The 25,116-nt window shown below is 72.3% G+C and carries 23 protein-coding genes and 1 tRNA gene; 14 read left to right on the top strand and 10 right to left on the bottom strand.

Features of this window, described 5'->3' with window-relative positions:
• Nucleotides 1-86 precede the first annotated feature (86 nt).
• Nucleotides 87-1,757 (top strand): LCP family protein, encoded by a 1,671-nt coding sequence (locus tag BMY61_RS16965; protein WP_083555175.1) that lies wholly within the window; start codon nucleotides 87-89, stop codon nucleotides 1,755-1,757.
• Between the two features lie 35 nt (nucleotides 1,758-1,792).
• A tRNA-Pro gene (locus tag BMY61_RS16960) sits at nucleotides 1,793-1,866 on the top strand.
• A gap of 50 nt (nucleotides 1,867-1,916) precedes the next feature.
• Here BMY61_RS16960 and BMY61_RS16955 read toward each other — a convergent pair.
• A complete protein-coding gene (locus tag BMY61_RS16955; RefSeq protein ID WP_042447849.1) occupies nucleotides 1,917-2,684 on the bottom strand; it encodes a class I SAM-dependent methyltransferase in 768 nt (255 codons plus the stop codon).
• Nucleotides 2,685-2,802: 118 nt separating this feature from the next.
• On the opposite strand from BMY61_RS16955, the gene BMY61_RS16950 reads away from it, so the two are divergent.
• Nucleotides 2,803-4,557 carry a pyruvate dehydrogenase gene (locus BMY61_RS16950; RefSeq protein ID WP_042447847.1) on the top strand — a complete coding sequence of 585 codons (1,755 nt, stop codon included), beginning with the start codon at nucleotides 2,803-2,805 and terminating at the stop codon, nucleotides 4,555-4,557.
• Between the two features lie 13 nt (nucleotides 4,558-4,570).
• On the opposite strand, the gene BMY61_RS16945 is transcribed toward BMY61_RS16950, so the two are convergent.
• Nucleotides 4,571-5,500 carry a glutaminase gene (locus BMY61_RS16945; RefSeq protein WP_075003942.1) on the bottom strand — a complete coding sequence of 310 codons (930 nt, stop codon included), beginning with the start codon at nucleotides 5,498-5,500 and terminating at the stop codon, nucleotides 4,571-4,573.
• Nucleotides 5,501-5,615: 115 nt separating this feature from the next.
• On the opposite strand from BMY61_RS16945, the gene BMY61_RS16940 reads away from it, so the two are divergent.
• Together BMY61_RS16940 and BMY61_RS16935 are read left to right on the top strand one after the other, a co-directional pair.
• On the top strand, nucleotides 5,616-6,305 hold the full coding sequence (locus BMY61_RS16940) for an enoyl-CoA hydratase-related protein (RefSeq protein ID WP_042447846.1): 690 nt from the start codon (nucleotides 5,616-5,618) through the stop codon (nucleotides 6,303-6,305).
• Between the two features lie 152 nt (nucleotides 6,306-6,457).
• On the top strand, nucleotides 6,458-7,444 hold the full coding sequence (locus tag BMY61_RS16935) for a tellurite resistance/C4-dicarboxylate transporter family protein (RefSeq protein WP_042447844.1): 987 nt from the start codon (nucleotides 6,458-6,460) through the stop codon (nucleotides 7,442-7,444).
• 73 nt (nucleotides 7,445-7,517) lie between these two features.
• Here BMY61_RS16935 and BMY61_RS16930 read toward each other — a convergent pair whose 3' ends face one another.
• Nucleotides 7,518-8,885, bottom strand: a complete 1,368-nt coding sequence (locus BMY61_RS16930) for an MFS transporter (protein WP_143094390.1) — start codon at nucleotides 8,883-8,885, stop codon at nucleotides 7,518-7,520.
• 345 nt (nucleotides 8,886-9,230) lie between these two features.
• Between BMY61_RS16930 and BMY61_RS16925 the strand changes: the two genes are divergently transcribed.
• The 3 genes from BMY61_RS16925 (at nucleotide 9,231) to sigJ (ending at nucleotide 11,854) form a co-directional block, all read left to right on the top strand.
• Complete coding sequence (locus tag BMY61_RS16925; RefSeq protein WP_082015024.1) at nucleotides 9,231-10,400, top strand: alpha/beta hydrolase; 1,170 nt, start codon at nucleotides 9,231-9,233, stop codon at nucleotides 10,398-10,400.
• 81 nt (nucleotides 10,401-10,481) lie between these two features.
• Nucleotides 10,482-10,937: a carboxymuconolactone decarboxylase family protein gene (locus BMY61_RS16920; RefSeq protein WP_042447841.1), complete on the top strand. Its 456-nt coding sequence runs from the start codon at nucleotides 10,482-10,484 to the stop codon at nucleotides 10,935-10,937.
• The gene (gene sigJ, locus BMY61_RS16915) at nucleotides 10,886-11,854 is read left to right on the top strand and encodes an RNA polymerase sigma factor SigJ (protein ID WP_236656017.1); all 969 of its coding nucleotides are present in this window, start codon (nucleotides 10,886-10,888) and stop codon (nucleotides 11,852-11,854) included. Before BMY61_RS16920 ends, sigJ begins: the two co-directional genes overlap by 52 nt.
• Here sigJ and BMY61_RS16910 read toward each other — a convergent pair.
• The gene (locus BMY61_RS16910) at nucleotides 11,826-12,791 is read right to left on the bottom strand and encodes a hypothetical protein (protein ID WP_042447838.1); all 966 of its coding nucleotides are present in this window, start codon (nucleotides 12,789-12,791) and stop codon (nucleotides 11,826-11,828) included. The genes sigJ and BMY61_RS16910 overlap by 29 nt on opposite strands.
• A 219-nt stretch (nucleotides 12,792-13,010) precedes the next feature.
• Here BMY61_RS16910 and gltX point away from each other — a divergent pair, with 219 nt between their 5' ends.
• Nucleotides 13,011-14,369: a glutamate--tRNA ligase gene (gltX, locus tag BMY61_RS16905; protein ID WP_236656025.1), complete on the top strand. Its 1,359-nt coding sequence runs from the start codon at nucleotides 13,011-13,013 to the stop codon at nucleotides 14,367-14,369.
• A gap of 113 nt (nucleotides 14,370-14,482) precedes the next feature.
• Here gltX and BMY61_RS16900 read toward each other — a convergent pair whose 3' ends face one another.
• Nucleotides 14,483-15,445, bottom strand: coding sequence for a phosphotriesterase family protein (locus BMY61_RS16900; protein WP_042447835.1), 963 nt, complete (start codon nucleotides 15,443-15,445; stop codon nucleotides 14,483-14,485).
• A complete protein-coding gene (locus BMY61_RS16895) occupies nucleotides 15,442-15,843 on the bottom strand; it encodes a carboxymuconolactone decarboxylase family protein (protein WP_052438709.1) in 402 nt (133 codons plus the stop codon). Before BMY61_RS16895 ends, BMY61_RS16900 begins: the two co-directional genes overlap by 4 nt.
• Nucleotides 15,844-15,936: 93 nt before the next feature.
• Between BMY61_RS16895 and BMY61_RS16890 the strand changes: the two genes are divergently transcribed.
• A complete protein-coding gene (locus BMY61_RS16890) occupies nucleotides 15,937-16,545 on the top strand; it encodes a CGNR zinc finger domain-containing protein (RefSeq protein WP_042447833.1) in 609 nt (202 codons plus the stop codon).
• 29 nt (nucleotides 16,546-16,574) lie between these two features.
• A complete protein-coding gene (locus BMY61_RS16885) occupies nucleotides 16,575-18,821 on the top strand; it encodes a terpene synthase family protein (protein WP_075003940.1) in 2,247 nt (748 codons plus the stop codon).
• Between the two features lie 135 nt (nucleotides 18,822-18,956).
• Here BMY61_RS16885 and BMY61_RS16880 read toward each other — a convergent pair whose 3' ends face one another.
• Complete coding sequence (locus BMY61_RS16880) at nucleotides 18,957-19,760, bottom strand: sulfite exporter TauE/SafE family protein (RefSeq protein ID WP_425314690.1); 804 nt, start codon at nucleotides 19,758-19,760, stop codon at nucleotides 18,957-18,959.
• A gap of 154 nt (nucleotides 19,761-19,914) precedes the next feature.
• On the opposite strand from BMY61_RS16880, the gene BMY61_RS16875 reads away from it, so the two are divergent.
• The 3 genes from BMY61_RS16875 to BMY61_RS16865 all read left to right on the top strand — a co-directional run bounded on the left by BMY61_RS16875 (nucleotide 19,915) and on the right by BMY61_RS16865 (nucleotide 22,235).
• Complete coding sequence (locus tag BMY61_RS16875; RefSeq protein ID WP_143094389.1) at nucleotides 19,915-20,916, top strand: trypsin-like serine peptidase; 1,002 nt, start codon at nucleotides 19,915-19,917, stop codon at nucleotides 20,914-20,916.
• A gap of 161 nt (nucleotides 20,917-21,077) precedes the next feature.
• A complete protein-coding gene (locus tag BMY61_RS16870) occupies nucleotides 21,078-21,662 on the top strand; it encodes a TetR/AcrR family transcriptional regulator (RefSeq protein WP_042447827.1) in 585 nt (194 codons plus the stop codon).
• Between the two features lie 21 nt (nucleotides 21,663-21,683).
• Nucleotides 21,684-22,235 (top strand): hypothetical protein, encoded by a 552-nt coding sequence (locus tag BMY61_RS16865; RefSeq protein ID WP_042447825.1) that lies wholly within the window; start codon nucleotides 21,684-21,686, stop codon nucleotides 22,233-22,235.
• On the opposite strand, the gene BMY61_RS16860 is transcribed toward BMY61_RS16865, so the two are convergent.
• The 3 genes from BMY61_RS16860 to BMY61_RS16850 all read right to left on the bottom strand — a co-directional run bounded on the left by BMY61_RS16860 (nucleotide 22,226) and on the right by BMY61_RS16850 (nucleotide 24,950).
• Complete coding sequence (locus tag BMY61_RS16860; protein ID WP_042447823.1) at nucleotides 22,226-23,302, bottom strand: TolB-like translocation protein; 1,077 nt, start codon at nucleotides 23,300-23,302, stop codon at nucleotides 22,226-22,228. The two genes, BMY61_RS16865 and BMY61_RS16860, sit on opposite strands and share 10 nt — an antisense overlap.
• 149 nt (nucleotides 23,303-23,451) lie before the next feature.
• Nucleotides 23,452-24,600, bottom strand: a complete 1,149-nt coding sequence (locus tag BMY61_RS16855; RefSeq protein WP_042447820.1) for an SPFH domain-containing protein — start codon at nucleotides 24,598-24,600, stop codon at nucleotides 23,452-23,454.
• Between the two features lie 119 nt (nucleotides 24,601-24,719).
• Nucleotides 24,720-24,950 carry a hypothetical protein gene (locus BMY61_RS16850; protein ID WP_042447817.1) on the bottom strand — a complete coding sequence of 77 codons (231 nt, stop codon included), beginning with the start codon at nucleotides 24,948-24,950 and terminating at the stop codon, nucleotides 24,720-24,722.
• Nucleotides 24,951-25,116: the final 166 nt, after the last annotated feature.

The raw sequence follows: 25,116 nt of genomic DNA, 5'->3' as shown, positions 1-25,116 counted from the left end.
CGACTGCCGTGCTCACAGCGTCTCTTGAGCGAAGGAAGCGACTATCCGATCGCTTCTGAACCTCTGCGGCAAGGAGCGCGCCCGCCATGACATCTCCCGTTGACTCCCTCGGTGACGGCCGAGCCGCTTACGGCCCGCCGACTCCCGGGACAGGTGGGGGCGGCCACGGGACCGGGCGCCGCGACTCGAACGGTGGCGGCTCGAGGGGCGGCAGCGCCAAGCGCCGCAAGCGGGCGAAGCGAATAGCCATGGGCGTCAGCGCCTTCGTGGTGCTGGTGGCCGCCGCCGGGTGCGCGTGGATCTACCAGCTGGACAGCAACATCAAGCACAGCGCCCTGGACACCGGCTCCTCGCCGCAGAAGGGCGCGGTCATCCCCGGCGCGATGAACATCATGATCATCGGCTCGGACACCCGCCTCGGCGGGAACGCCTCGCTCGGCGGGCAGGACGACTCGCTGCCGCACGCCGATGTGGAGATGCTGCTGCACGTCTCGGCGGACCACCAGAACGCCACCGTGATGAGCATCCCGCGCGACACCGACACATCGATGCCGGACTGCACGCAGAACGGGAAGACGTACCACTTCCCCACGCACGACCAGATCACCAACAGCCTGAACTACGGCCCCGGTTGCACGGTGTCCGCGGTCAACAACCTGACCGGGATCCACATCGACCACTTCATGATGGTCGACTTCGACGGCGTGGTGAACATGTCCGACGCCGTCGGAGGCGTCGACGTCTGCACCGACCACAACGTCTACGACCCGGGCTCCCACCTCAAGCTGCCCGCCGGCAAGCACACCCTGGTCGGCCAGGGCGCGCTGGAGTTCCTGCGCACCCGCCACGCCTTCGGCGGCGCCAGCGACACCGACCGCGCCGCAACCCAGCACATCTTCCTCAGCGCGCTGATCCACAAGATGAAGAGCGCCAGCACGCTGGCCGACCCCACCAACGTCTACAGCCTGGCCGAGGCGGGCTCCAAGGCGTTCCAGGTGGACGACGGCCTCAGCGGCGTCACCAAGCTGATCAGCCTCGCCAACACCCTGGGCGGCATCCCGAGCAACCGGATCACCTTCACGACCATGCCGTACGACCAGGACCCGTACCGGCCGAGCGCCTGGCTGGTGCCGAAGCCGAATGCGCAGCAGCTGTTCGACGCGATCGCCAACGACCAGTCGCTGACCCCGGGTTCGTCCTCGTCCAAGCCCACCGCCGGGGCCACCCCCTCGGCCGCGCAGACGATCGACCCCTCGACCGTCGAGGTGCACGTCTTCAACGGCACCGGCATCTCGGGGCGCGCCGCGGCCGTGCAGACCGAGCTGGCCGGCAAGGGCTACTCCAACTCGATCGTCGAGCACACCCCGATGCCGACCGGCGCCAGCAAGGTCGAGTACTCGGCCTCGGACCCGCGCTACAAGCGCGAGGCCCAGCAGGTCGCCTCCGCCCTCGGCCTGCCCGACTCCTCGCTCACCGCGACCCCCGGCCTGACCACCGTCCACGTGGTGGTCGGCACGGATCTGAAGGTCGGTAGCGGCAGCGGCTCCTCCGGCTCGAAGCCCCCGGCGAACATCGGCCAGGCGACGCAGGACGCCTCCGTCGAGGTCGCGGGCGACACGGTCCAGTGCGCCAAGGCCAGCATCTACCGCCTGGAGGGCATGCCCGCCTCCGCCAACGCCTACCAGGGCCTCACCGTGGAGCAGGCCTACGCCCTGGCCACCAAGAACGGCATCCCGGACTCCGACAAGCAGAAGTGACCTCACCGGTCGGGTAGAGTTACGTCTCGTTGCACCGGGGTGTAGCGCAGCTTGGTAGCGCGCTTCGTTCGGGACGAAGAGGCCGTGGGTTCAAATCCCGCCACCCCGACTGGTGAAACCGCAGGTGAGGGGCGGTCTTCCGACAAGGAAGACCGCCCCTCACGGCTTTCTTGCCTCGATGAGGTGGCGGGTGGAGTGGGCCAGGAAGAGGCCGTCGCGGCGGATCGCCGCGTCCATCTCGCGCAGCCGGTCGCGGTACTTCGCCACGGAGAACTCCGGGACCGTCCACAGCACCTTGCGCAGGAAGTAGACCACCGCGCCGATGTCGTGGAACTCCATCCGCAGGCGGGCGGTGCGCAGGTCGACGATCTCCAGGCCCGCGGCACGGGCCTCGGCGGTCTCCACGTCCGGGTGGCGGTCCGCGCCGGAACTCGGCCAGGGGCCGAGGAACCACTCGGTGAGCTCCAGGGAGGTGGCCGGGCCGACGTGCTGGGCGAGGTAGGTGCCGCCCGGAGCCAGCACGCGGGCGATCTCGGCCCAGTGGACGGTGGCCGGGTGTCGGGAGGAGACCAGGTCGAAGGCGCCGTCGGCAAAGGGCAGCGGGGGTTCGTCCGGATCGGCGACGACCACGACGCCGCGCGGGTGGAGCAGGGCGGTCGCCTTGGCCAGGTTGGGCGGCCAGGACTCGGTGGCCACCGCCGTCGGCGGAAAGCTGTCGGTGGCGCCCGCGAGGACCTCGCCGCCGCCGGTCTGGATGTCGAGCGCCGCCCGGGCGCCGCGCAGGCGCTCGCCCAGCAGCCGCTGGTAACCCCAAGGGGGTCTCTCCTCGGTGGCACGGCCGTCGAGCCAGGAGAAGTCCCAGCCGTCGACGGAGACCGCGTCCGCCTCGGCGATGAGGTCGTCGAAGGAAGGTGAGGAGTGGTCCATGATCGCGAGTATCGCCCGTGCCCAAGCGACGCGCTCGCGAAATATCCCGCCGCGCCGCCGCTCGCGGGAGAGGATCGGGGGACGAGCATCAGTCCGCGCTGCGGAGGGAGCGGAGCCCATGGCCGACCGCACGGTCGCCGAGCAGATGATCACCGTGCTGCGCCAGGCCGGCGTACAGCGGATCTACGGGGTGGTCGGCGACAGCCTGAACCCCGTGGTGGACGCCATCCGGCGCAGTGACGGGGCACTGGAGTGGGTCCACGTACGCAACGAGGAGGCCGGGGCGTTCGCCGCGGCGGCCGAGGCGGAGACGACCGGACGGCTCGCCGTCTGCGCCGGCTCCTGCGGGCCGGGCAACACCCACCTGATCCAGGGCCTGTACGACGCGCACCGCTCCGGTGTGCCGGTGCTCGGCCTCGCCTCGCACATCCCGTCCGCGCAGATCGGCATGGGCTTCTTCCAGGAGACGCACCCCGAAAGGGTCTTCGCGGACTGCTCCGGCTACTGCGAGACCATCAGCACGCCGGCCCAGCTCCCGCGGGTGCTGCGCACCGCGATCCAGCACGCACTCGGGCAGAGCGGCGTGTCCGTGGTGGCCTTCCCCGGCGACGTGGCCGCACTGCCCGTCGCCCACCCGACCGGCAGCAGCGCGTTCCTGCAGCCGCACGAGCGGGCGACGCCGGTGCCCGCGCCGGCCCAGGTCGAGGCGCTGGCCGAGGCGATCAACGCGGCCCGCAAGCCGGTGCTGTTCGCGGGCGCGGGCGTGCGCGGCGCGCACGCGGAGGTGATGCGGCTGGCGGAGACGGTCCTCGCGCCGATCGGCCACTCGCTGCGCGGCAAGGAGTGGATCCAGTTCGACAACCCCTACGACGTGGGCATGAGCGGCCTGCTCGGCTACGGCGCCTGTCACGACGCGCTGCACGAGGCGGACCTGGTGCTGCTGCTGGGCACCGACTTCCCCTACGACTCCTTCCTGCCCGGCCGCCACACCGTCCAGATCGACCACGACCCGACGCGCTTCGGCCGCCGCACGCCCCTGGACCTGGCCGTCCACGGCGACGTGGCGGCGACGCTGCGCGCCGTGCAGCCGCTGCTGAAGCAGCGTCACGACCGCTCGTTCCTCGACGACATGCTGCGGCGCCACGGCGCGGCACTGGAACGGGTGGTCGGCGCCTACACGAAGAACATCGAGCACCACACCCCGATCCACCCCGAGTACGTGGCCGCGATCCTGGACGACGTGGCCGCGGACGACGCGGTCTTCACCGTGGACACGGGCATGAACAACGTCTGGGCCGCCCGCTACCTCACCCCGAACGGCCGTCGCCGCGTCATCGGCTCCTTCCTGCACGGCTCGATGGCGAACGCCCTGCCGCACGCGATCGGCGCGCAGCTGGCCCACCCCGGCCGCCAGGTGGTCGCCCTCTCCGGCGACGGAGGGCTCGGCATGCTGATGGGCGAGTTGCTGACGCTGGCGAAGTACGGCCGGCGGGCGCCGGTGAAGGTGGTGGTCTTCAACAACGGCGCGCTCGGCATGATCAAGCTGGAGATGATGGTCAGCGGCTACCCGGAGTACGAGATCGACAACGGCGACGTCGACTACGCCGCCATCGCCCGCGCCTGCGGCGTCCACGGCATCCGCGTCACCGAGCCCTCCGCCGTCCGCGACGCCCTGAGCGAGGCCTTCGCCGTCCCGGGCCCGGCCCTGATCGACGTGGTCACCGACCCGAACGCCCTCTCCCTCCCGCCGACCATCACCGCCACCCAGCTCAAGGGCTTCGCCCTGGCCGCAGGACGCACGGTGCTGGACGGCGGCGTCGGCAAGATGCTGGACCTGGCAAGGAGCAACCTCAGGAACATTCCCCGGCCCTGAGGTTGCCGCAGCGTCAGAAGACGGACCAGCCCGACAGCGTCGTGAAGGCGTCCAGCGCCGCCGCCGCGGCGACGGAGTTGCCGGCGGGATCGAGGGCCGGGCCCCAGGCGCAGACCGCGGCGCGGCCGGGGAGGACGGCGAGGATGCCGCCGCCGACGCCGGACTTGCCGGGGAGGCCCACGCGGTAGGCGAAGTCGCCGGCGGCGTCGTAGGTGCCGCAGGTGAGGAGGATGGCGTTGATGCGCTTGGCCTCGCTGCGGGTCAGCAGCCGTGTGCCGTCGGCGCGCAGGCCGTGGCGGGCGAGGACGAGGCCGGTGCGGGCGAGGTCCTCGCAGGAGGCGGCGATCGCGCAGTGGGCGTAGTACTCCGCAAGGACCGTGTCGACGTCGTTGACCAGGTTGCCGTGGCTGGCGATGAAGTGCGCGAGGGCCGCGTTGCGGTGCCCGTGCTCCGCCTCGGACGCGGCGACCTCCTGGTCGGTCGCGAGCGCGGGGTTGCCGGACTCGGCCCGCAGGAAGTCGACGACGGCCTGCGCCGCGTGCCCGTCGGTCAGGCTGTGCAGGCGGTCGGTGACCACGATCGCGCCCGCGTTGATGAACGGGTTGCGCGGAATGCCGTGTTCGGTCTCCAGCTGGATCAGCGAGTTGAAGGGGTTGCCGGACGGCTCGCGGCCGACCCGCTGCCACAGGTCCGCCTCGCCGCCCTCGGCGAGCGTGAGTATCAGCGTGAGCAGCTTGGAGATGCTCTGGACGGAGAACGGCCGCCCCCAGTCGCCGACGCCGTAGACCTCTCCCTCGACGGTGGCCAGCGCCATGCCGAACGCGTCACCGTCCTCCCGCGCGAGCGCGGGGATGTAGTCGGCGACGCGTCCCGTCCCGGCGGTCCGCAAGGCCGCGGCCATCGAGGCGACGAGCAGTTCCTGGTAGTCCACGGCGTTGTCCACGCGGACATTCTCGCTGGCCGGGCGGCCAACCTGAGCGAGCCCCGGACACGGACCGGGTCCGTTGCTACGATCGCCGGGAAAGTTACTCACCGGTAGCCATTCGAGGAGTCCCCTCATGACCGCACCGCAGAGCTCTCCCCGCCTCGACCGTGACGGCGAGGTCTTCGTCCTCGACCTCGGCGACGGCGAGAACCGCTTCCACCCGGACTGGCTGACCGCTGTCGGCGCGCTGCTCGACGAGGTGGAGCAGACGGAGGGGCCGAAGGCGCTGGTGACCACGGCGACCGGCAAGTTCTTCTCCAACGGCCTCGACCTGGACTGGCTCTTCGCCCACGCCGACCAGGCCGGCGCCTACGTCGAGTCGGTGCAGGCGCTGTTCGCTCGGGTGCTGACGCTGCCCTTCGTCACCGTCGCCGCCCTGCAGGGCCACACCTTCGCCGCCGGGGCGATGCTCTCGCTCACCCACGACCTGCGGATCATGCGCGCCGACCGCGGCTTCTGGTGCCTGCCGGAGGCGGAGATCAACATTCCGTTCACCCACGGGATGTCCGCACTGATCCAGGCGAGGCTGGCCCCGCAGACCGCGCACGCGGCGATGGTCACCGCCCGCCGCTTCGGCGGGGTGGACGCGCTGGCGGCCGGGATCGTCGACGCCACGGCCGACGAGGCGGGGCTGCGCGCGGCCGCGGTCGAGCTGGCCCGTCCGCACGCCGCCAAGGCCGGCCCGACGGTCGGCACGATCAAGGAGCGCCTGTACGGCCGGGCCCTGGAGGCGCTGCGCGAGAAGGACGTCGCGCTGGGCTGACCGTTCCTCTCCCCGGGCTCAGGGCTACGGCTCGACGACGCCGGGCCCGGCCCGGGCGTCCGGGGAAGGACCTGTCCCGGATGGACCCATGCCGACCCGGCATGACGGCACGTCGCGTTGCGGGCCGGGGCGGGTGCGTCGAGCGTGGAGGGGTGGACGAGGACCGACAGGGCGCTGCGGGCCGGTGGTGGGCGGAGCTGCCGCCGGCGGCCGGTTCGGCGGTGATGGCGACGGGGATCGTCTCGGTCGGGCTGCACCTGGTGGGCTCCGAGGGGCTCTCCGTCGCGCTGCTCGTCCTCGGCGGGCTCGCCTGGCTCACGCTCTCCGCCGACTTCATGCTGCGGCTGCTCCGCGACCGGACCCGCTGGGCGGCCGAGGCGGACACCCCGCCCGCGCTGACCGCCATCGCCTCGACGACCGTGCTCGGCACCCGGGTGTCGCTGCTCGGCACGGGAGGCTCCGGGTGGCAGGTGCTCGCCGCCGCCGCGCTGGTGGTGGCCGCCGTCGCCTGGACGGTGCTGATGCCGCACGTGATGCGGCACTGGGCCCGGCACGGGATGCCGGGCGCGGTGTTCCTGGTGTGCGTGGCCACCGAGGGTCTGGCCGTGCTCGGCGCGACGCTGGCCACCGCCCGGGCCGCGACCTGGTTGGCCTGGGCGGCCCTGGTCTGCTTCGGGCTCGGGCTGGTGCTCTACGGGGTGGCTTTCCGCCACTTCGAGCTGCGGCAGCTGCGGACCGGCGCGGGCGACCACTGGGTGGCGGGCGGCGCCCTGGCGATCTCCGCCCTGGCGGGCGCGAAGCTCCTCGCCGTCCCCGCCTGGCGCGGCACCGGTCTGCACGACACGCTGCGTCCGCTCACGCTGGTCCTGTTGGGCCTGGTCTGGCTCTGGTACCTGGCCCTCGTCCTCGCGGAGCTGCGCTGGCCGCGCCCCCGCTACGACGTACGGCGCTGGGCGACGGTCTTCCCGATGGGCATGACCGCCACCGCCACCCTCTCGACCGCGACGGCCGCGTCGGTGGGGTGGCTGCGGACACCGGGCCAGGTCCTGCTGTGGGTCGCGGTCGCGGCCTGGGCGCTGACCCTGGTCGGACTGCTGCGGAGCGTCGCACCCGCGCGTCGCCGCGTCGCAGCCCGCTGACCGCTGACGTGCCGCGCGGCTGGCAGGCGCGGCTCGTCGGCCCCGGGCGGCGGGGACGCCGCGGGAGGCGCGCTCAGCCGCGCCGGACGGGAGCCGCCGCTGTGGCAGCGGTCAGCGCGGACGCGGGTTGCGCCGCGAGCGCGGCGAGCGCGGCCAGGCGGCGGGAGCAGGCGCGGTGCTGGACGGCGGCGTTCGCGGCGACGGCCAGACCCAGGCCCAGCCAGCCGAGCGGACCGGCGGCCATGACCACGCCGGTGAGCAGCGGCGGACCGGCCGACTTCTGGATGGACTGCGACATCCCCGCCACCCCGAGGTACGCCGCCCGCGAGCGCTCCGGCGCGAGCAGCACCGACAGCTCCCACGAGCTGACCGAACGCAGCAGCTCGGCGACCGTCACCAGGACCGCTGCCGCCAGCAGCGCCAGCGAGGCGGCGAGCGCACCGCCACCCGTCGCGGTGGCGAGGAGCAGGCAGGTCAGCAGCAGCGCGGCGCCGTAGCGGAGCACCGCGCGCACCGCCCCGCGCGGACCCTCCGCCGCGGCGGAGACACGCAGCTGCAGCACGACCACGAGCACCGTGTTGACGGCGAGGAACGCGGGCACGAGCGCGTGCGGCGCGGTGGTGTGCGCGACCAGCCACAGCGGCAGGCCGACATTGAGGACGGAGTCGTCCAGGCAGAGCGGGATGTCGCGCAGTACGAAGAGGAGGTAGTGGTGGTCCCGCCAGGGGCTGCGCGGTGCGTCCACCGCCCCGGCGCCCAGGGGCTGCCCGGCGCCCACGGGGTGTGCGGCGGCGGTCTGCCCGAGGACGGCCGCCGAGGAGGCCACCGGGGTGGTCCGCCCCGCGCGGGGCTCGGCGGTGCGCCAGACCAGGGCCGCGGCGAGCAGGTAGGAGACGGCGTTGCCCAGCGCGAGCGCCCGGTAGGCGTCGTCGGTGCCGAGCGCGAGGCCGGCCGCGGCGATGCCCGCGCCGAGGGCGTAGCCGGCGTTCGCGGTGGTGCGGGAGAGGGCCTGGTAGACGGTGCGGCGGTCCCCGGCGACGCGGGTGGCGAAGAGCATCTCCAGCATCTTGGCGCCGCGTTCGCCGAGCGCCGTGAGTGCGACGAAGGGCAGCAGCATCGCGACCCCGTGGCCGTACAGCAGCCCGCCGACGGCCGCCAGGCGCAGCAGGTGACTGCCGATCAGCAGCCTCCGGGCGGAGCAGCGCCCGGCGAGCCGGCCCGCGAGGGGTGAGCCCGCGATCCCGGCGATCCCGGCGACCCCGAGAAGCAGGCCGATCTGACGGGCGTCCAGGTGGGAGACGAAGGTGAAGTAGAGCACCGAGGACGCGGCCCACACGCCCGTCCCGGTGCGGTCCACGAACAGCGCGCCCAGCATGGTCCGCGCGTCGCGCCCACCCGGTGGGCGCCGCAGCTGGGCCCACAGCCCTTCGGATCCCGTCATTCCCGCCCCCGCCGACTCCGTTTATCTCGACATCAAGAGACTTGACGTCGAGATGTTAGCCGGGGACCCATGACGTGGTCAACGTCACTCGGACGCCGTAGCTGACGCACCTTCAGCCGCACGGAGTCGTCTCCCAGGTCGGGTGGCGGCTTCTGACGACGCCACAGGAGTCGCCCCGGCAACACGCGATCCAAAGAGGGCTCATATGACGAATTCGGACAGCAGGGAACCGATTAATGTGGTTTGACCGTCCTAAGCGCCGGATCAGATCACCCTTTGATCACATTTTTCACTCTGCCCCCACTCTCTGACTGATCAGGGCCGATACCCAGCCGGAGTAGCGCGATGAACCACCAGTCCAGCCCGCCCGCCGAGTTCCTCCCGGACGCGTGCGGCGAGTGCGGCGCACCGCTTCCCGGTGTCCAGGGCAAGCGGCGGACACGCCGGCGGCGCGCGCTGATCTGGACGGCCGTGGTGGCGAGCGTCGCGGTGGTGGTCGGCGTGGCGATACCCGTGATGAAGCACTACGAGATCCCGCCCTTCAGCGAGAAGGGCCAGCCGCTGACCTTCGACACCCCCGCCCCGCAGGGCGGCGGCGGACGCAACGGCGGCGGCGACGGCAAGGCCGTCGGGGTCGACGCGCTGACCTCGCTGCCGACCGGCCCGGAGGCGCCGTGGAAGGTCGAGCACACGCTCGACGACGGCACCCATATCGGCGTGATCACCTACACCGGCCCGAAGTCCGGCTACACCGGCAAGGTCTGGGTCTGGGCCCCGAAGGCCTACAGCGACCCGAAGTACGCCCGCAGCGGCTTCCCGGTCATGATCGCGCTGCCCGGCGGCCCGGGCTACAACGACAACTACTGGAAGGACCCCGGCCTCAAGCTGGAGCAGAGCATCACCCAGTGGTACCAGCAGGGCAAGAGCAAGCCCTTCCTGGTGGTCATGCCCGTCCTCAACCCCGGCCCGGACGACCACGCCCACTACTGGGACGGCAGCGACATCCCCGGCCAGCCCAAGATGGGCACGTGGCTGACGGACGACATCCCCGACCTGATGCGACAGAACTTCCGGACCATCAAGTCGCGCGACGGCTGGGCCTTCATGGGCTCCTCCAGCGGCGGTTTCGCCGGGCTCAAGGCGGTGCTGAAGTACCCGGACCGGTTCAAGGCCGCACTGATCTCCGGGCCGGACATCGTGGCCGACTCGCCGTTCTGGAAGGGCCACCCCAAGGAGCAGGCGGCGAACAACCCGCCCGTGCTGGCCAAGCAGCTGCTCGCCCGCGGCGGGCCCGACATCTACCTGGCGTTCCAGTACGGCACCCGGGAGGGATCGGGCGAGATCGGCGCGGTGACCGGGTTCCTCAAGCAGTTCGGCAACAAGGGCCCGATCCACACCACCGTCAACGTCATCCAGGGCGGACGGCACAACGCCTACACCTACGTCCCGGCCATGGGCGCCGGCCTCATCACCTGGCTCAGCGACCAGATGGTCGGCCCGACCCCGTCGCAGTGACGACGGTCACACCGCTTTCCGTCACAGAGCGACGTGCCTCTCCGTCGAGGAGATGACGAACCTCGACGGAAGGAACCGGCCATGACCACCCACGCCCCGCGCACCCCGTGGGCCCGCGTCGCGCCCGACGCCCTGCAGGCGATGCTCGCCCTGGAGGAGACCGCCGGCGGTCAGCTCGATCCGACGCTGCGCGAGCTGGTGCGGATGCGCGCCTCCGGGCTGAACGGCTGCGCCTACTGCCTCGACCTGCACGCCCACGACGCCCTGGCCCAGGGTGAGAGCCTGCAGCGGCTGGTGACCGTCGCCGCGTGGGAGGAGGCGCGCCACCTGTTCACCGAGCGGGAGCAGGCCGCCCTCGCCCTCACCGACGCCGTCACCCGGCTCGGTGAGTACGGCGTGCCCGACGCGGTCTGGGACGGCGCCGCCGCCCACTTCGACGAGAAGGAGCTGGTCCGGCTGCTCCTCGCGATCGTTACGATCAATGCGTGGAACCGGCTGGGAGTCGCGACGCGGCTCCACGTGAAGGAACGGGCCTGAGCGCCCCCACCGACACCGTGGCCGAGGACCTCTTCCTCGGCCACCGGCCGATGCTGCTCGCCCTCGCCTACCGCCTGCTCGGGCAGGTGACCGAGGCCGAGGACGTGGTGCAGGACGCGTGGCTGCGCTGGAGCGCGGCCGACCAGGGGGCCGTGGTGAACCCGGCCGCCTTCCTCACCACCGTCACCACCCGGCTCGCCCTGGACCGGCTGCGGTCGGCCGCCGTCCGCCGTGAGGTCTACATCGGCCCCTGGCTGCCCGAGCCGCTGCCGACAGCCGCTGATCCGGCCGCAGATCCGGCGGCTGATCCGGCCGAGTCCCTCGCACTGCGCGAGACCGCGTCCATGGGCATGCTGCTGCTCCTGGACCGGCTGAGCCCGCCGGAGCGTGCGGTGTTCGTGCTGCGCGAGGCCTTCGACCTGCCGTACGAGGAGATCGCCGCGATCCTGGAGCGGACCGAGGACTCCTGCCGTCAACTGCTCAGCCGCGCGCGGCGGCGGGTGGCCTCGGAGCGCCGTGTCCGGCCGGTCACCGCGCCCACCGACGCCCGCCCGCTCGTCGAGGCGTTCCTCGCCGCCGCCCAAGGCGGCGATCTCGGCCGGCTCCGGTCACTGCTGCGCGAGGACGTGGTCGTCACCACGGACGGCAACGGCATGGCCCGCGCCGGACGCCACCCGATCCACGGCGCCGAGAAGGCGGCCCGCCTCTTCGCAGCGGTCTTCGAGCGCTTCTACGCCGGGACGGACATCACCTTCGCCACCTACAACAACGCACCGGCGTTCGTCATCCGAACGCCGGTGCGTGAGGTGGTCTACGTCTTCGGTTGTGACGCCGAGGGCCGGATCGCCGAGGTGTACGCGGTGCTCAACCCCGACAAGCTGCGGCACCTCAGCCGCGGTGGACCGTCAGCGGGATGACCGGGCCGGCCGGGTTGACGACACCGTCCCAGTTGATCAGGGACAGCTGCGTGCTGACGGTGGCCGTCTTCGCGGTGTAGTCGACGACGCGCAGGCGCAGTTTGAAGGTCTCCGAAGCCCAGGCCGGCAGGCCGTTCACGAGCAGGCTGTGGCCGGTCACGGTCTTCCAGTGGCCGTTCGCGCCGGAGCCGACCCAGACGTCGACCGCGAGCCGCGCACCGTTCAGCTGCTGGACGGCCGGCAGGAACCACCAGGACTGCTTCAGGTCCGCGCCGGTCCGGTTGGTCACCGTGACCGTCTCGTACGCCGCGTGCCGGGCGGAGAGGCTCGTGTCGCCGTGCAGGCTCTCGTTCATCGGCCCGTCGGTCCGCTTCGCCAGGGTGAAGTCGATCTCCTTCTTCACGGAGAGGTCGGTGCCCCGGTTGACGCCGACGTCGAAGCGGAGCACACCGTCGTTCAGGGGCCAGGCCTTGGTGGCCGCGACGGAGAGCTTCCAGGCGAAGGTCGCGTGTGCCGGCAGGGTGAAGGCGCCGAACTGAGTACCCGTGGCGTAGAAGACGCCCGCGTATCCAGGGGTCTGCGGCTGGAAGACGGTGCTCGTCGCCGGAGTCTTGCCGAGCGCCGTGACCGAGGCCTTGAGCTCCCCGGCCCGCAGGTAGATCGCGCCCTCGGTCGTCGCCATCAGGTTGCCCATGAACCGCTGGGCCTTGCCGGTGGTGTTGGTGACCTTGACGATCTCGGTCCGAGTGGCGCCGCCCGGCTGGAGCCAGGAACCCCGCGCGGTCGGCGTGACCGACAGCTGCAGAGCGGCCGGCTTGGTGGCGGCCGGGGCGGGAGCCGCGGCGTTCGCCGCGGCCGGGAAGGCCAGCGCGGCGGAGCCGAGCAGTGCGGCGGCCGCGACGGTGGCGGCGACGGAGCGGTTGATGCGAGCGGACATCGGGAGCCCCCTGGGTTCGTGTTCCGGCTGATGGCCGACTGGTTCGGCGACGAAGAGAAAAGTAGAGCCGGAGCGATCTTGGAATGATCCGCGCAGCGTCACAGCCGCGAAACAGCCGCGCCGAAAACCTGGGCGGGTCCGGGGCCCGGCGACGGATAGGCTTGGCCCATGTCTGCTGCTACCCCGGTACGTGTCCGCTTCGCCCCCTCGCCCACCGGCATGTTCCACGTCGGCGGCGCCCGCTCCGCGCTGTACAACTGGGCCGTGGCGCGACAGTCCGGCGGTGTCTTCGTGCTGCGCGTCGAGGACACCGACGCGGCGCGCAACAAGCCCGAGTGGACCGAGGGCATCATCAACGCGCTCGCCGCGATCGGCATCCACCAGGACGACCCGACCTTCGAGGGCCCCTACTTCCAGTCGCACCACGCCGAGCGCCACCGCGAGGCCGCCGAGCAGCTCAAGGCCTCCGGCCACGCGTACTACTGCGACTGCACCCGGGAGCAGCTGACCGCCCGCACCGGCTCCGAGCACCTCGGCTACGACGGCTTCTGCCGCGACCGGGGCCTCGCCTACGCCGAGGGCCGCGCGCTGCGCTTCCGCACCCCCGACGAGGGCGAGACCGTCGTCAAGGACGTGGTGCGCGGCGACACGGTCTTCCCGAACAAGGCCATCGAGGACTTCGTCATCGCCCGCGGCGACGGCTCCGCCGTCTTCCTGCTGGCCAACGTCGTCGACGACCTCGACGAGAAGATCACCGAGGTGATCCGCGGCGAGGAGCACCTGTCCAACACCCCCAAGCAGCAGTTGCTCTGGGAGGCCCTGGGCGCGACCCCGCCGGTCTGGGCGCACCTGTCCGTGATCGTCAACGAGAAGCGTCAGAAGCTCTCCAAGCGCCGCGACAAGGTCGCCCTGGAGGACTACCTGGCCGAGGGCTTCCTGCCCGAGGCCATGGTCAACTACCTGATGCTGCTGGGCTGGTCCCCGGGCGAGGACGAGGAGATCCTCCCGTTCGAGGAGCTGGTCCGCCGCTTCCGGATCTCGGACGTCAACACCTCGCCGGCCTTCTTCGACATCAAGAAGCTGACGGCCTTCAACGGCGAGTACATCCGCGCCCTGACGCCCGAGCAGTTCCTGGCCGCGTGCGCGCCGTACCTGACCGCGCCCTACGCCACCTGGACTCCGGAGCAGTTCGACCAGGCCCTCTTCGAGACGGTCGCCCCGCTGGCGCAGACCCGCCTCGCGGTCCTGTCGGAGATCACCGCCAACGTGGACTTCCTCTTCCTCGACCAGCCGGTGGAGGACGAGGCGTCCTGGTCCAAGGCGATGAAGCCCGGCGCGGACGCGATCCTGCGGGACGCGCGCAGCGCGTACGAGACCGCGGAGTGGGCGGCCGAGCCGCTGAAGGAGACGCTGCTCGCCATCGGCGAGAAGCACGGCCTGAAGCTGGGCAAGGCCCAGGCCCCGGTCCGCGTGGCCGTCACCGGCCGCACGGTCGGCCTCCCGCTCTTCGAGTCCCTCGAGGCGCTGGGCCGCGACCGCGTCCTGGCCCGCCTGGACGCGGCCATCGCGAAGCTGTAGTTGCCCTACCCAGGGGCGCGGGACTCTACCGAGATGCGGCTCCTCCCCAAGCCTTCGGCCGGGAGGTGCCCCCTGCGTGGGCGCGAGCAACCCACCCTGTGCGGACGGCCCTGTTACTGGGGGACCATCGGCTCAAGTGGCTTGTCGCGCAGTTCCCCGCGCCCCTGGGCGTTTGCCACAGCGCTTGCTGCGTTGGTGATCGTGATCGCCACCTCGGCATCCGCGCCGAACTCGCGTCGTAGGCGGGGCCACAGCACCCTCGGGAGATAGGGCGCACCTGGGCCCTCGCCCGTCGTCGCGCGCCCGGAGGCCACCACCGTGTCGCCGCCGAGCAGCAGTTGATCCGTCCGGCCGGCGTCGATCAACGACGCGAGCGCGTCGAACAGCCGCCAGTCCGTGGCGTGGTGAGCCCGTGACGGGCCCTCGAAGCCCAGGAAGCAGCCCGTCGCGGCGAGTTCGCGCAGGGCGCGGTCGTCGGGGAAACGGTTCAGGTGGCCGAGGATCACCGACGTCGGTGCCACACCCAGCTCGTCGCAGAGCAGTGACGCGACCTCCGGCCCCGAGCTGCCGTGTTCCAGGTGGACGCCGATCGTCGCGCCGGAGGCGTGGTGGGCCTCGGCTGCGGCACGCATCGTCCAGCGGGCGTGGGCGTCGAGCCCGTGGTACGCGCCCGCTACCTTGATCATCCCTGCCCGGACGCCCGGGACGATCCCCTCCGTCAGCTCGCGGACGAACAGCTCGGCGAGCGCCGGGCCGGCGAGCGCCTCGACGACGCCGGGCGGGTAGTGCCGCGCCTGGTGCAGGCCGGTCGCGGCGACGATGTGCACGCCCGCATCCCTGGAGAGTCGCGGCAGGTCGACCGCCCCGCGGCCCAGCCCGTAGGGCGTCCACTGCACGAGCGTCCCGCCGCCGAGGCGGGCGAACTCCGCGAGCTCGGCCTGCGCGGCCGCCGCGTCGTCCAGCTCCTCGCCCGGCAGCGCGGGCGAGCGCAGGAAGAGGTGGTCGTGCGCGTCCACGCGCCCGAGTTCCGTCGCGGCCACGTCCCCGAGAACCGTCCGCACCACAGGCGCGCTCACTGATCCACCGCCGCGAACGCCGCACCCACGGCGCGCAGTCCGGCGAGGGCCTTGGGGACGCCGACGTAGGGCGCCAGGTGGACCATGCTCTCCACGATCTCCTCCCGGCTCATGCCGATCCGCAGGCTGCTGCGCACATGCCCCACCAACTGCGGCTCGACGCCGCCCAGTGCGGTGAGCGCGGCGAGGTTGAGCAACTGCCGGTCCCGCAGGGAGAGGCCGCCGTCGCGTTGGTAGGTGCCGCCGAAGAGCGCCGTGACCACCCAGTCGGTGAAGCCCGGCGCGAGGCCCTCCAGGGCCGGGAACGCGGCCTGTCGGGTCGCCTCGTCCTGCAGCTCGTCGAGGAGCGCGTATCCGGCGTCGCGGTCGAGCGTGGCGCGGGCGAACTGGTCCTGCATCTGTGGCCTCCCCGGTGCGGATGTGTAACGGCTCAGCCGTTACCGACACCACGACCGTAGCATGCGTAACGGCTCAGGCGTTACACTTCTGCCATGCCCCACGCCGACGCAGCCGACGACACCACCGCCTTCCGCCTCGACTGCGGGGCCACCTGGCTCAATCTGCTGGCGACCCAGGGGCGCCACCCCACTCCCACCCCGATCGAGCGGATCCCCACGCCCGACCGTCTCGCCGCCTGGCTGGCCCTGCACGAGCTCACACCGGCCGCACCCGTCACCGAGGACGACGTGGCGCTCGCGCAGCACCTGCGCCGACCGATCCGCGCGGTCGCCTGGGCGACGATCACCGGCACGCCCGCACCCGAGGAGGCGGTCGGCGAGCTCGCACGGTTCCTGCGCGAGCACGACGACCCGGTCGCACTGCTCGCCACCGACGAGGGTCTGCGCAGGGCCGCCCCCGACGGCACCGCGGCGGCCCTGTCGCGGATCGTGCGACAGGCCGTCGACCAGCTCGCCGGCTCCGAGCGGCTGACCCTCAAGGCCTGCCCGGAGCAGGACTGCCTGGGCCTGTTCAGCGACCCGACCGGGCGCCGTCGCTGGTGCCCGTCACCGGCCTGCGCGAGCCGTGGACGGGTGCGCGCGCTGCGGGCACGCCGCGCGGGAATTCAGTCCGACGATATGACTACTTCCGCACCGGAATGACCGTTTTTCCGGCGGGGTAAGCCCGACTGGTGACCCCTGCCACCTCTGCCGCACCCACCGGCACTGCCCAACAGCCTTTCGTGCTGCCCGAGTTCTACGTCGTCCACCCCGCCAGGCTCAATCCCCACCTGGAACGTGCCCGGGCCCACACCAAGGAGTGGGCCCGGTCGCTGGGCATGCTGGAGGGCTCCGGCGTCTGGGACGAACACGACCTCGACGCCCACGACTACGCGCTGCTCTGCTCGTACACCCACCCCGACGCCGGCGCCGAGGACCTGGACACCGTCACCGACTGGTACACCTGGGTCTTCTTCTTCGACGACCACTTCCTGGAGTTGTTCAAGCGCACCCAGGACCGCGAGGGCGCCAAGGCCTACCTCGACCGGCTGCCCGCGTTCATGCCCCTCGACCCGGCCACGCCGATGCCCGACCCGACCAACCCCGTCGAGGCGGGCCTTCAGAACCTGTGGCTGCGGACCGTCCCGCACCTCTCCCCGGCCTGGCGCGCCCGGTTCGCGACCAGCACCCGGAACCTGCTGAACGAGTCGCTGTGGGAGCTGTCCAACATCCACGCAGGCCGCATCGCCAACCCGGTGGAGTACATCGAGATGCGCCGCAAGGTCGGCGGCGCGCCCTGGTCGGCCGGGCTGATCGAGTTCGCCAACCGTGCCGAGGTCCCGGCGAAGGTCGCCGCCAGCCGGCCCCTGCGGGTGCTGCGCGACACCTTCTCCGACGCCGTCCACCTGCGCAACGACCTCTTCTCCTATCAGCGCGAGGTCGAGGACGAGGGCGAACTCAGCAACGGCGTGCTGGTGTTGGAGCACTTCCTCGGCTGCACCACGCAGGACGCGGCCGATGCCGTGAACGACCTGCTCACCTCCCGGATGCAGCAGTTCGAGCACACCGTCGTCACCGAACTCCCGCCGCTCTTCGTCGAACAGGCGCTGGATCCGGCCGAGTGCGCCGCGGTCCTCGCCTACGCCAAGGGCCTGCAGGACTGGCAGTCCGGCGGCCACGAGTGGCACCTGCGCTCCTCCCGCTACATGAACGCGGGCGCCCTGGAGGGCGGTTCGGGCCCGTGGCGCCCCGGCCCGACGGGCCTCGGCCTCTCCGCGGCCGATCTCCCGTCGCTGACGGGCCGGTTGGGCCTGAAGCGGATCCGCAGCTTCGCGCACGTGCCCCACCGGAAGGTCGGGCCGTCGGTGGTGCCGGGCATCGCCTCGCCGTTCCCGCTGACGCTCAGCCCGCACCTGGACGTCGCCCGTCGCCGTCTGAACGCCTGGGTCGCCGCGCACGGCATGCTCAGCGAGGGACTCTGGGACGACCGGCTGCTCACCGGCTTCGACTTCCCGCTCTGCGCCGCAGGGATCTTCCCCGACGGCACGGAGGACGGCGTCACCCTCGCCGCCCAGTGGCTCGCCTGGGGCACCTACGCCGACGACTACTACCCGGCCGTCTTCGGCCGCGGCAGCGGCGTGGTCGCCGCCCGGGCGGCGAACGCCCGCCTGCGGGGGCTGATGCCCGTCGACCCCGGCGAGACCGACGGGCAGCCCACCACCCCCCTGGAACGCGGCCTCGCCGACCTCTGGCTGCGCACCGCCGCCGAGCTGCCGCGCGACGCGCGGGCCTCCCTGCAGCAGGCGGTGGTCGACATGCTGGACAGCTGGCTCTGGGAACTGGACAACCACACCCTGAACCGCATCCCCGACCCCGTCGACTACGTCGAGACGCGCCGCGACACCTTCGGCTCCCCGCTGACCATGGCGCTCAGCCGCCTGGCCCGCAACGAGGAGGTGCCGGCCGCCTTCTTCGACAGCGGCGCGGCCCGGGCGATCGAGGGCGCGGCCAGCGACTACGCCTGCCTGCTGAACGACCTGTACTCGTACCAGAAGGAGATCGAGTTCGAGGGCGAGCTGCACAACGCCGTGCTGGTGGTGCAGTCCTTCTTCGCCTGCGAGTACCCGGCGGCGGTGGGCATCGTCGCCGACCTGATGCAGTCGCGCCTGCGCGAGTTCCGGCACGTCGTCGCGGAGCAGCTGCCGGTCGTCCTGGACGACCTGGGGCTGGACGCGACCGCGCGGGCCGGCGTCGCCGACTGGGTGCGGGACCTGGAGCACTGGATCGCGGGAATCGTCCGCTGGCACGCGGACACCGCCCGCTACCCGGAACGCGAGCTCCTGGCCCGTTACGGCGGCGGCGTCGTCGGCACGGGCGGCCTCACCTTCCCCTTGGGCCCGACCGGGCTGGGCACCTCAGCCTTGATTCCGGGGAGGTAGGTGCACTGCCCCCAGGGGCGCGAGGAACTGCGCGAGCAACCACCCCGTGAGGATGGCCCTGCTCGTTCAGCGACACACCGCAGAGAGGTGGCCTGTCGCGCAGTTCCTCGCGCCCCTGGATCGTGCAACCGACCCTCAGCTCATGACGACGCGGGTGATCGCGACCACGCCGACGGCAACGATCACGCCCCGCAGCACCGGTGCGGGCAGGCGCCTGCCCACCAGCGCGCCGATCTGGCCGCCGACCACCGAGCCCGCGGCGACCAGCAGGGCCGCACGCCAGTCGATCCGGCCGTCGGCGATGAAGAAGAGCGCGGCGATCCCGTTCACCGCGAGGGCCAGGACGTTCTTCACCCCGTTGATCCGCTGCAGCGGCAGGTCCAGCAGGACACCCATCAGCCCGAGCAGCAGCACCCCCTGCGCCGCACCGAAGTAGCCGCCGTAGATCCCGCACAGGTAGACGCCGATCAGCAGCGCGCGCCCGCCGTTCTCCGGTCGGGGGCGGTCCGCGGGACGCGCGGCGAGGCGCTTGGCCAGCAGGGGCTGGAGCAGCACCAGGGCCAGGGCGCCCGCGATCAGCACCGGGACCGCCGCCTCGAAGGTCTTCGCGGGCAGAGCCAGCAGCAGCACCGCGCCGGTCAGACCGCCGGCGAGCCCGGCCGTGCCGAGCCGCCGCACCAGCGGGCCGAGGCCCGCGAGCTCGCGGCGGTAGCCCCAGGCTCCGCTGACCGACCCCGGCACCAGGCCCAGCGTGTTCGACACGTTCGCCGTCACCGGTGGCAGCCCGGCCGCGAGCAGCACCGGGAAGGTGATCAGGGTCCCCGAGCCGACCACGGTGTTGATCAAGCCAGCGCCCACGCCGGCCAGTGCGACACCCGCCTGAGTCCAGCCGGATGTCCCGGCCAGCCCGGCGGCCGTCGTCATGACAGCTCCGCTCATTCCGCATCCCCTTGCTTCGGCGATCCGGTCCGTCGGGACGGTACCGGTCGCAATTCGTGAACCGAGCTTCTCATCCAGCTCCCATGTAGCTCCCACCGATGTCTCAGGCCCGGTGGGGAGTCTCGATATGCGAAACGGGAGGAAGGGGATGGCGATGGACACGACCGCACGAAAGGTCGCGACGCTGGTGGCGGGTGGACTGCTGCTCGCCGGTGTCGGCGTGACCGTCGTCCCGGCTGTCGCCGCCCCCCGCCACTCCTCGGCCGCACCCGCCCCGACCAGCACCGCAGCATCCGCGCCGACCAAGGCGAGCTCCACGCCCAGCGCGAGCGCCACCGCGAAGCCGTCGGCGTCCGCGTCGACGACCGCGTCGATGAGCCCGACGGCGAGCGCGAGCCCGAGCCCGACGCCCACCACCTCCGCTGCCACCTCCGCCACCGCCGCCGCTTCCTTCGCCGCGGCGGCCGGTGGGAACGTGCCGGTGACCACGACCGGGCAGTCCCAGGTGCTCGCCGCCTCGCAGCAGAGCACCAAGGTCGGCGCGATCTTCTCCTCCGACTCGATCACGCCCGGCAACCACCACTGCACCGCCAGCGTCGTGGACAGCCCGGCGGGCGACGTGATCGTCACCGCCGCGCACTGCCTCAGCAGCGGCCAGGCCGGCGCGGTCTTCGTTCCCGGCTACCGCGACGGCTCCGCGCCGGACGGCGTCTGGAGCATCACCCAGGTCGTGGAGAACTCCGCGTGGACGGGCGACGGCGACGCGGACAACGACGTGGCCTTCGCGCTGGTCGCCCCGCAGAACGGCCAGAGCCTCGAATCGGCGGCCGGCGGCGGCTACACGCTGTCGACCTCGGGCACCACCGCAGCCACCGTCCAGATGACCGGCTACCCCTCCGCCACGGACGAGCCCATCACCTGCACCGGCGACGCCTCGGCGTACTCCACGACGCAGCTTGTGGTCGGCTGCACCGCCTTCACCGGCGGCACCAGCGGGACGGCCTGGCTGGCCGGCTACGACTCCGGCGCCGACCAGGGCAGCATCATCGGCGTGATCGGCGGCTACCAGCAGGGCGGCGACACGGCCGACACCTCGTACAGCATCGTCTTCGGCCCGACCACGCAGGCGCTGTACGAGCAGGCCGTCGCGGGCTGATCCCCGACCCGAGCCGCCGGGCCCGGGCCATCGGCGAGGGGCGTCGAGGCGGGGACTCCCCCGCGACCCCCCGCCTCGACGGAGCTCATGCTTGCCGCCCCAGGACGCACATGTCAAGACGCGACGTCTCGTCTCGCTGGCCGACGTCCTAGAATGCGATCATGGGCCGAACTCCCAATCCCGACCTCCGCAGCGCGCGGTCCCGCCGCGCGATCCTCGACGCCGCCATCGAACTCGGCACCCGTGACGGGTACGCCCAGGTCACCGTCGAGGCGATCGCGGCACGGGCCGGTGTCGGCAAACAGACGATCTACCGGTGGTGGCCGCGGAAGTCCGCGGTGCTGCTGGAGGCGCTCAGCGAGCGGTCCGGCCCGGCGGCGGAGGTGCCCGACACCGGCGACCTCACGGCCGACCTCAGCCAGCAGCTGCGGATGGTGATCGGACTGCTCAACGGCGAGCTCGGGGTGGTCTGGCGCGGCCTGCTGGCCGACGCCCAGAGCGACGCGTCCCTGGCTCAGGAACTGCGCGACAACTTCTTCACGCCCAGGCTGCGGCGCTGGCGGGACCGGCTCGAAGCCGCCGTGGCGACCGGGGAGCTGCGCGCGGACGTCCCCTCCGCCACCATGGTCGAACTGCTCTTCGGGCCCGTCTACTACCGCTACCTGATCGGCACCTCGGCGCTCGACGCGGACGACGCCGAGGCCCTCATCGAACAGATCTTCAACGGTCTGCGGCCGCGCGTCTGAACCACGGCATAGGATCGCGCCGTGCGATTCGACGCCGTCCCCAAGCCCCCCTCCGTGGCCGCGCGGCCGCAGGACCGGCGCGGCTATCCCGTCCCGGCGATCACCCCGTACGAGGAGGGCGAGCCGCGCTTCGCGCGGACCGACTACGAGAAGAGCGCCGCCTGCGCGCAGCAGCGCCTCTGCTCGGTCTGCGGAACGCCGATGCCGGCGGACACCCCGGTGTGGCGGGTGGTCGGCGCGGCCGAGGCGGAGGCGATCGGCGCCGCGCTGGACGCGGGTCGGCCGTACCGGAATCTCGCCCCGACCTGGGAGGGGCCGGGGCACCGGGCGTGCATGCTCTACGCGTCGATGGTCTGCCCGTACCTGGGCCGCCCGCAGGCCCGCCGCGCGGTGCTGGACCGCGGCCGGGCCCGCGGCGCCACCGGTGCCGTCGTCGGCTTCGCCGACTTCGAGTACGCGGTGACCGACACCCAGGTGCTCTTCCGCTTCCTCGGCGTCGTCGAGTTCCTGCCCCACGAGGACGCCGCGACCGCCCATCTGGACACGCTGCGGGCGGAACTGGCTCAGCGGTAGGCGGGCAGACCGGGCGTGGTGGAGACGAGGCGCGGCGCGGCCGAGCCGTCGATCGGCACCACGGCGACACCGTTGGGCGTGCGCACCGCGACGGTGCGACCGTCCGGGGAGACGGCGGGCTCGGTGCAGTCGGTGGTGGCGCCCGGCGTCAGGTCGGTGATCACCGGGTTCGCCTGGGTGAGCCGCTCCAGGAAGACGTGGTCGTGGCCGCCGACCGAGCGGACGAAGACGATGCCGCCGTCCGCGGCGCCGGGGACGATGGCCGGCTCGGAGCCGTTGGTCAGCGCGGAGCCCTGCTGGCGGCTGTAGTCGTCGCGGATGTAGACCTCGCCGGTGGCGCTGTTGGCGTAGACGGTCTCCCCGGTCGTGCCCTGGCCGTTGATCCAGGTGTTGCCCGCCGTCGGGAGCGCACCGCCGGCGCCCGGCTCGCCGTCGACCGAGATCGGGGCGGGTGTGCCGCCGGTGGCGGGCACACCCATCAGGCGGGTGGTCGCACCGCTGCCGGAGACGAAGAAGAGGTTGTCCCGGGCCGGGATGCCCACCTGCGCCTGGTAGGTGACGACCTCCCAGGCCGGGTGGGACCAGGTCACGCCGCCGGGGTTGTGTGCGACGACGATTCGGCCACTGCCGTCCGCGTTGGCGGTGTCGAGGTTGCCGTCGCCGTCGACGAAGGCGGCCTTGCGGCCGTCCGGGGACCAGGCGAGGTCGCGGACGACGACGCCGAAGTCGACAACCGTGCCGTTCATGACGACGCGGCTGGTGCCGTCGCTGATCGTCAGCATCGACCCGGCGGTGCCGTTCAGGGAGACCGGCGCGGCCGTCGCACCACCGGTCCCGCCGCTGCCACCGGTCCGCCCGCCACCGCCGGAGCCGGTGGTCGGGCCGCCGGACGGTGCCGACGCGGAGGCCTGCGCGGAGGCCTGCGCGGAGGCCGGCCGGGAGCCGGAGACGACCGGCGCCGGGGAGGAGGCGCCGGTCGCCGAGTTCGGGCCGCACGCCGTCAGCAGGCCGCCGGCGGTGACGGCGGTGACCAGGGCTGTCGCAAGGGTGAGACGGCGGGCGCGCATGAGGGGTCCCCCGGGGTCGGGCAGGCTCGTGGACGGTCTGTCCACGAGCCTGCCCGGCGCCCGTCCCGGATCGGTGCCCTCCCCGTCACAGCCGCGCTACAACGAGCGCGACCGTCCCGTCGTCCGGCGTCGTCCGGCGTCAGCCGACGTCAGTCGACGTCGATCTGACCGCTGTTCAGCTGCTTGCGCGCGCCCGGCTTCGTGTCGTCCGAGGCCTGCGGCGCGCCGAGGTTGCGGCGCACCGAGTCGAGGATGGTCAGGCCCTGGCCGACCAGGCCGGCGGCGATCTCGCCGAGGCCGTCGGCGCCGTTGAGCACGTTGACGTTGGCGCCGGCCAGACCGCCCGCCGCCTCCTTGACGATCTGCGGCAGCTGGTCGATCAGCATCCGGTCCAGGGCGACGCGGTCGTGCGAGGCGGCCGCCTCCGCCTGGATCTTCATGCGCTCGGCCTCGGCCTGCGCCAGCACCCGGATCCGCTCCGCCTCGGCCTCGGCGGGCTTGACGATCTCCGCGACCAGCTGCTGCTGGCGCAGCTCGGCGGCCCGCTGGGCCAGCTCGGTCTGGGCCGCGAGGACCTCCTGCTGGGCGTGCGCGGCGGCCAGCGGTCCGGCCTGCGCCGCCTGCGCCTGGGCGCGGTCGACCTCGGCGTTGTACTGGGCCTTCACGACCGCCGTCTGACGGGCGTACTCGGCCTGGTTGCGGGCGGCGGCCTGCTCGGCCTCGGCCGCGGCCTGGGTGGCCTGGGCCTGCGCGACCTGGGCGGCGCGCTTGATCGCGGCCTTGTGCGGGGCGGACATGGCGGCGATGTAGCCGGCGTCGCCGTCGTCGATCGACTGGATCTGCAGCGAGTCGACCACCAGGCCGATCTTGGCCATCTCGGCCTTGGAGGTCTCCAGCACCTCCGTGGCCAGCTTCTGGCGCTCGGTGACGATCTCCTCGACCGTCATCGAGCCGATGATGGAGCGCAGGTGACCGGCGAAGATCCGGCCGGTCAGGACCGACATCTGGTCCTGGTCGGAGAGGAAGCGCTGGCCGGCGTTGACGATGCTCTCGTGGTCGTTGCCGACCTTGAACGCGATCACGGCGCGGACCGTGAGCGCGATGCCCTGACGGGTCACACAGGTCTCGGCGACCTCCGACTCGCACATCGCCAGGGTCAGGAACCGGGTCTTGCGGAAGACCGGCAGCACGAACTTGCCGTGCCCGGTGACGACGCGGAACGGAGCCCCCTCCAGCCCACGCCTGCCTCCGGAGATCAACATCGCCTCGTCCGGGGCGGGAACGCGGTAACCGAACATCCTTCTCGTCTCCTCTTCCAAGAAATCCTGGAACCTCGCGGAATCCCCCGTGAGGACCTCTCGCGGGTCTGTCTTACACCCGCGCTGGTATGTCTTACACCCGGGGGGTGGGCCCGGGTCTACACCCCCTCGTCGAGCGGATCCGCCCACTCGATCACATCGACCTGCCGCGCCCCGCGCGACTCGATCACCAGGACCGTCGTACCCTCCGCCAGTGGCTGCTCCGACCAGGCCAGAAAGGCCTCGGAGCCACCGCGGACGCGCACCACCACCTCGCCCGGGCCCTCGCTGCCGCGGGTGCCGATGAGCAAGCGCCCGACGCAGCCGATCACCGCCTCGTCCGCCGGCATGCCGCCGCGCTCCTTTCGCTGGGGATCACGACCCTAGCGCGAATTCCGGCCGCCCAGCAGAGCTGCCGGAAGAGCATTGCGCTCCTATGCTGGACTTGTCATTTACATATTGCTTACGCGTTGCCGTCGCCAGGCTCCGATACCGGGGAGCCCGCGCGCCCACAGC

Origin of the sequence: Streptacidiphilus jiangxiensis, from assembly GCF_900109465.1 — a bacterium.
In the GTDB taxonomy this organism is placed as follows: Bacteria; Actinomycetota; Actinomycetes; order Streptomycetales; family Streptomycetaceae; genus Streptacidiphilus; species Streptacidiphilus jiangxiensis.
Note: the sequence above shows the minus strand (reverse complement) of the source record. Positions and strands in the feature narration are given on the sequence as shown.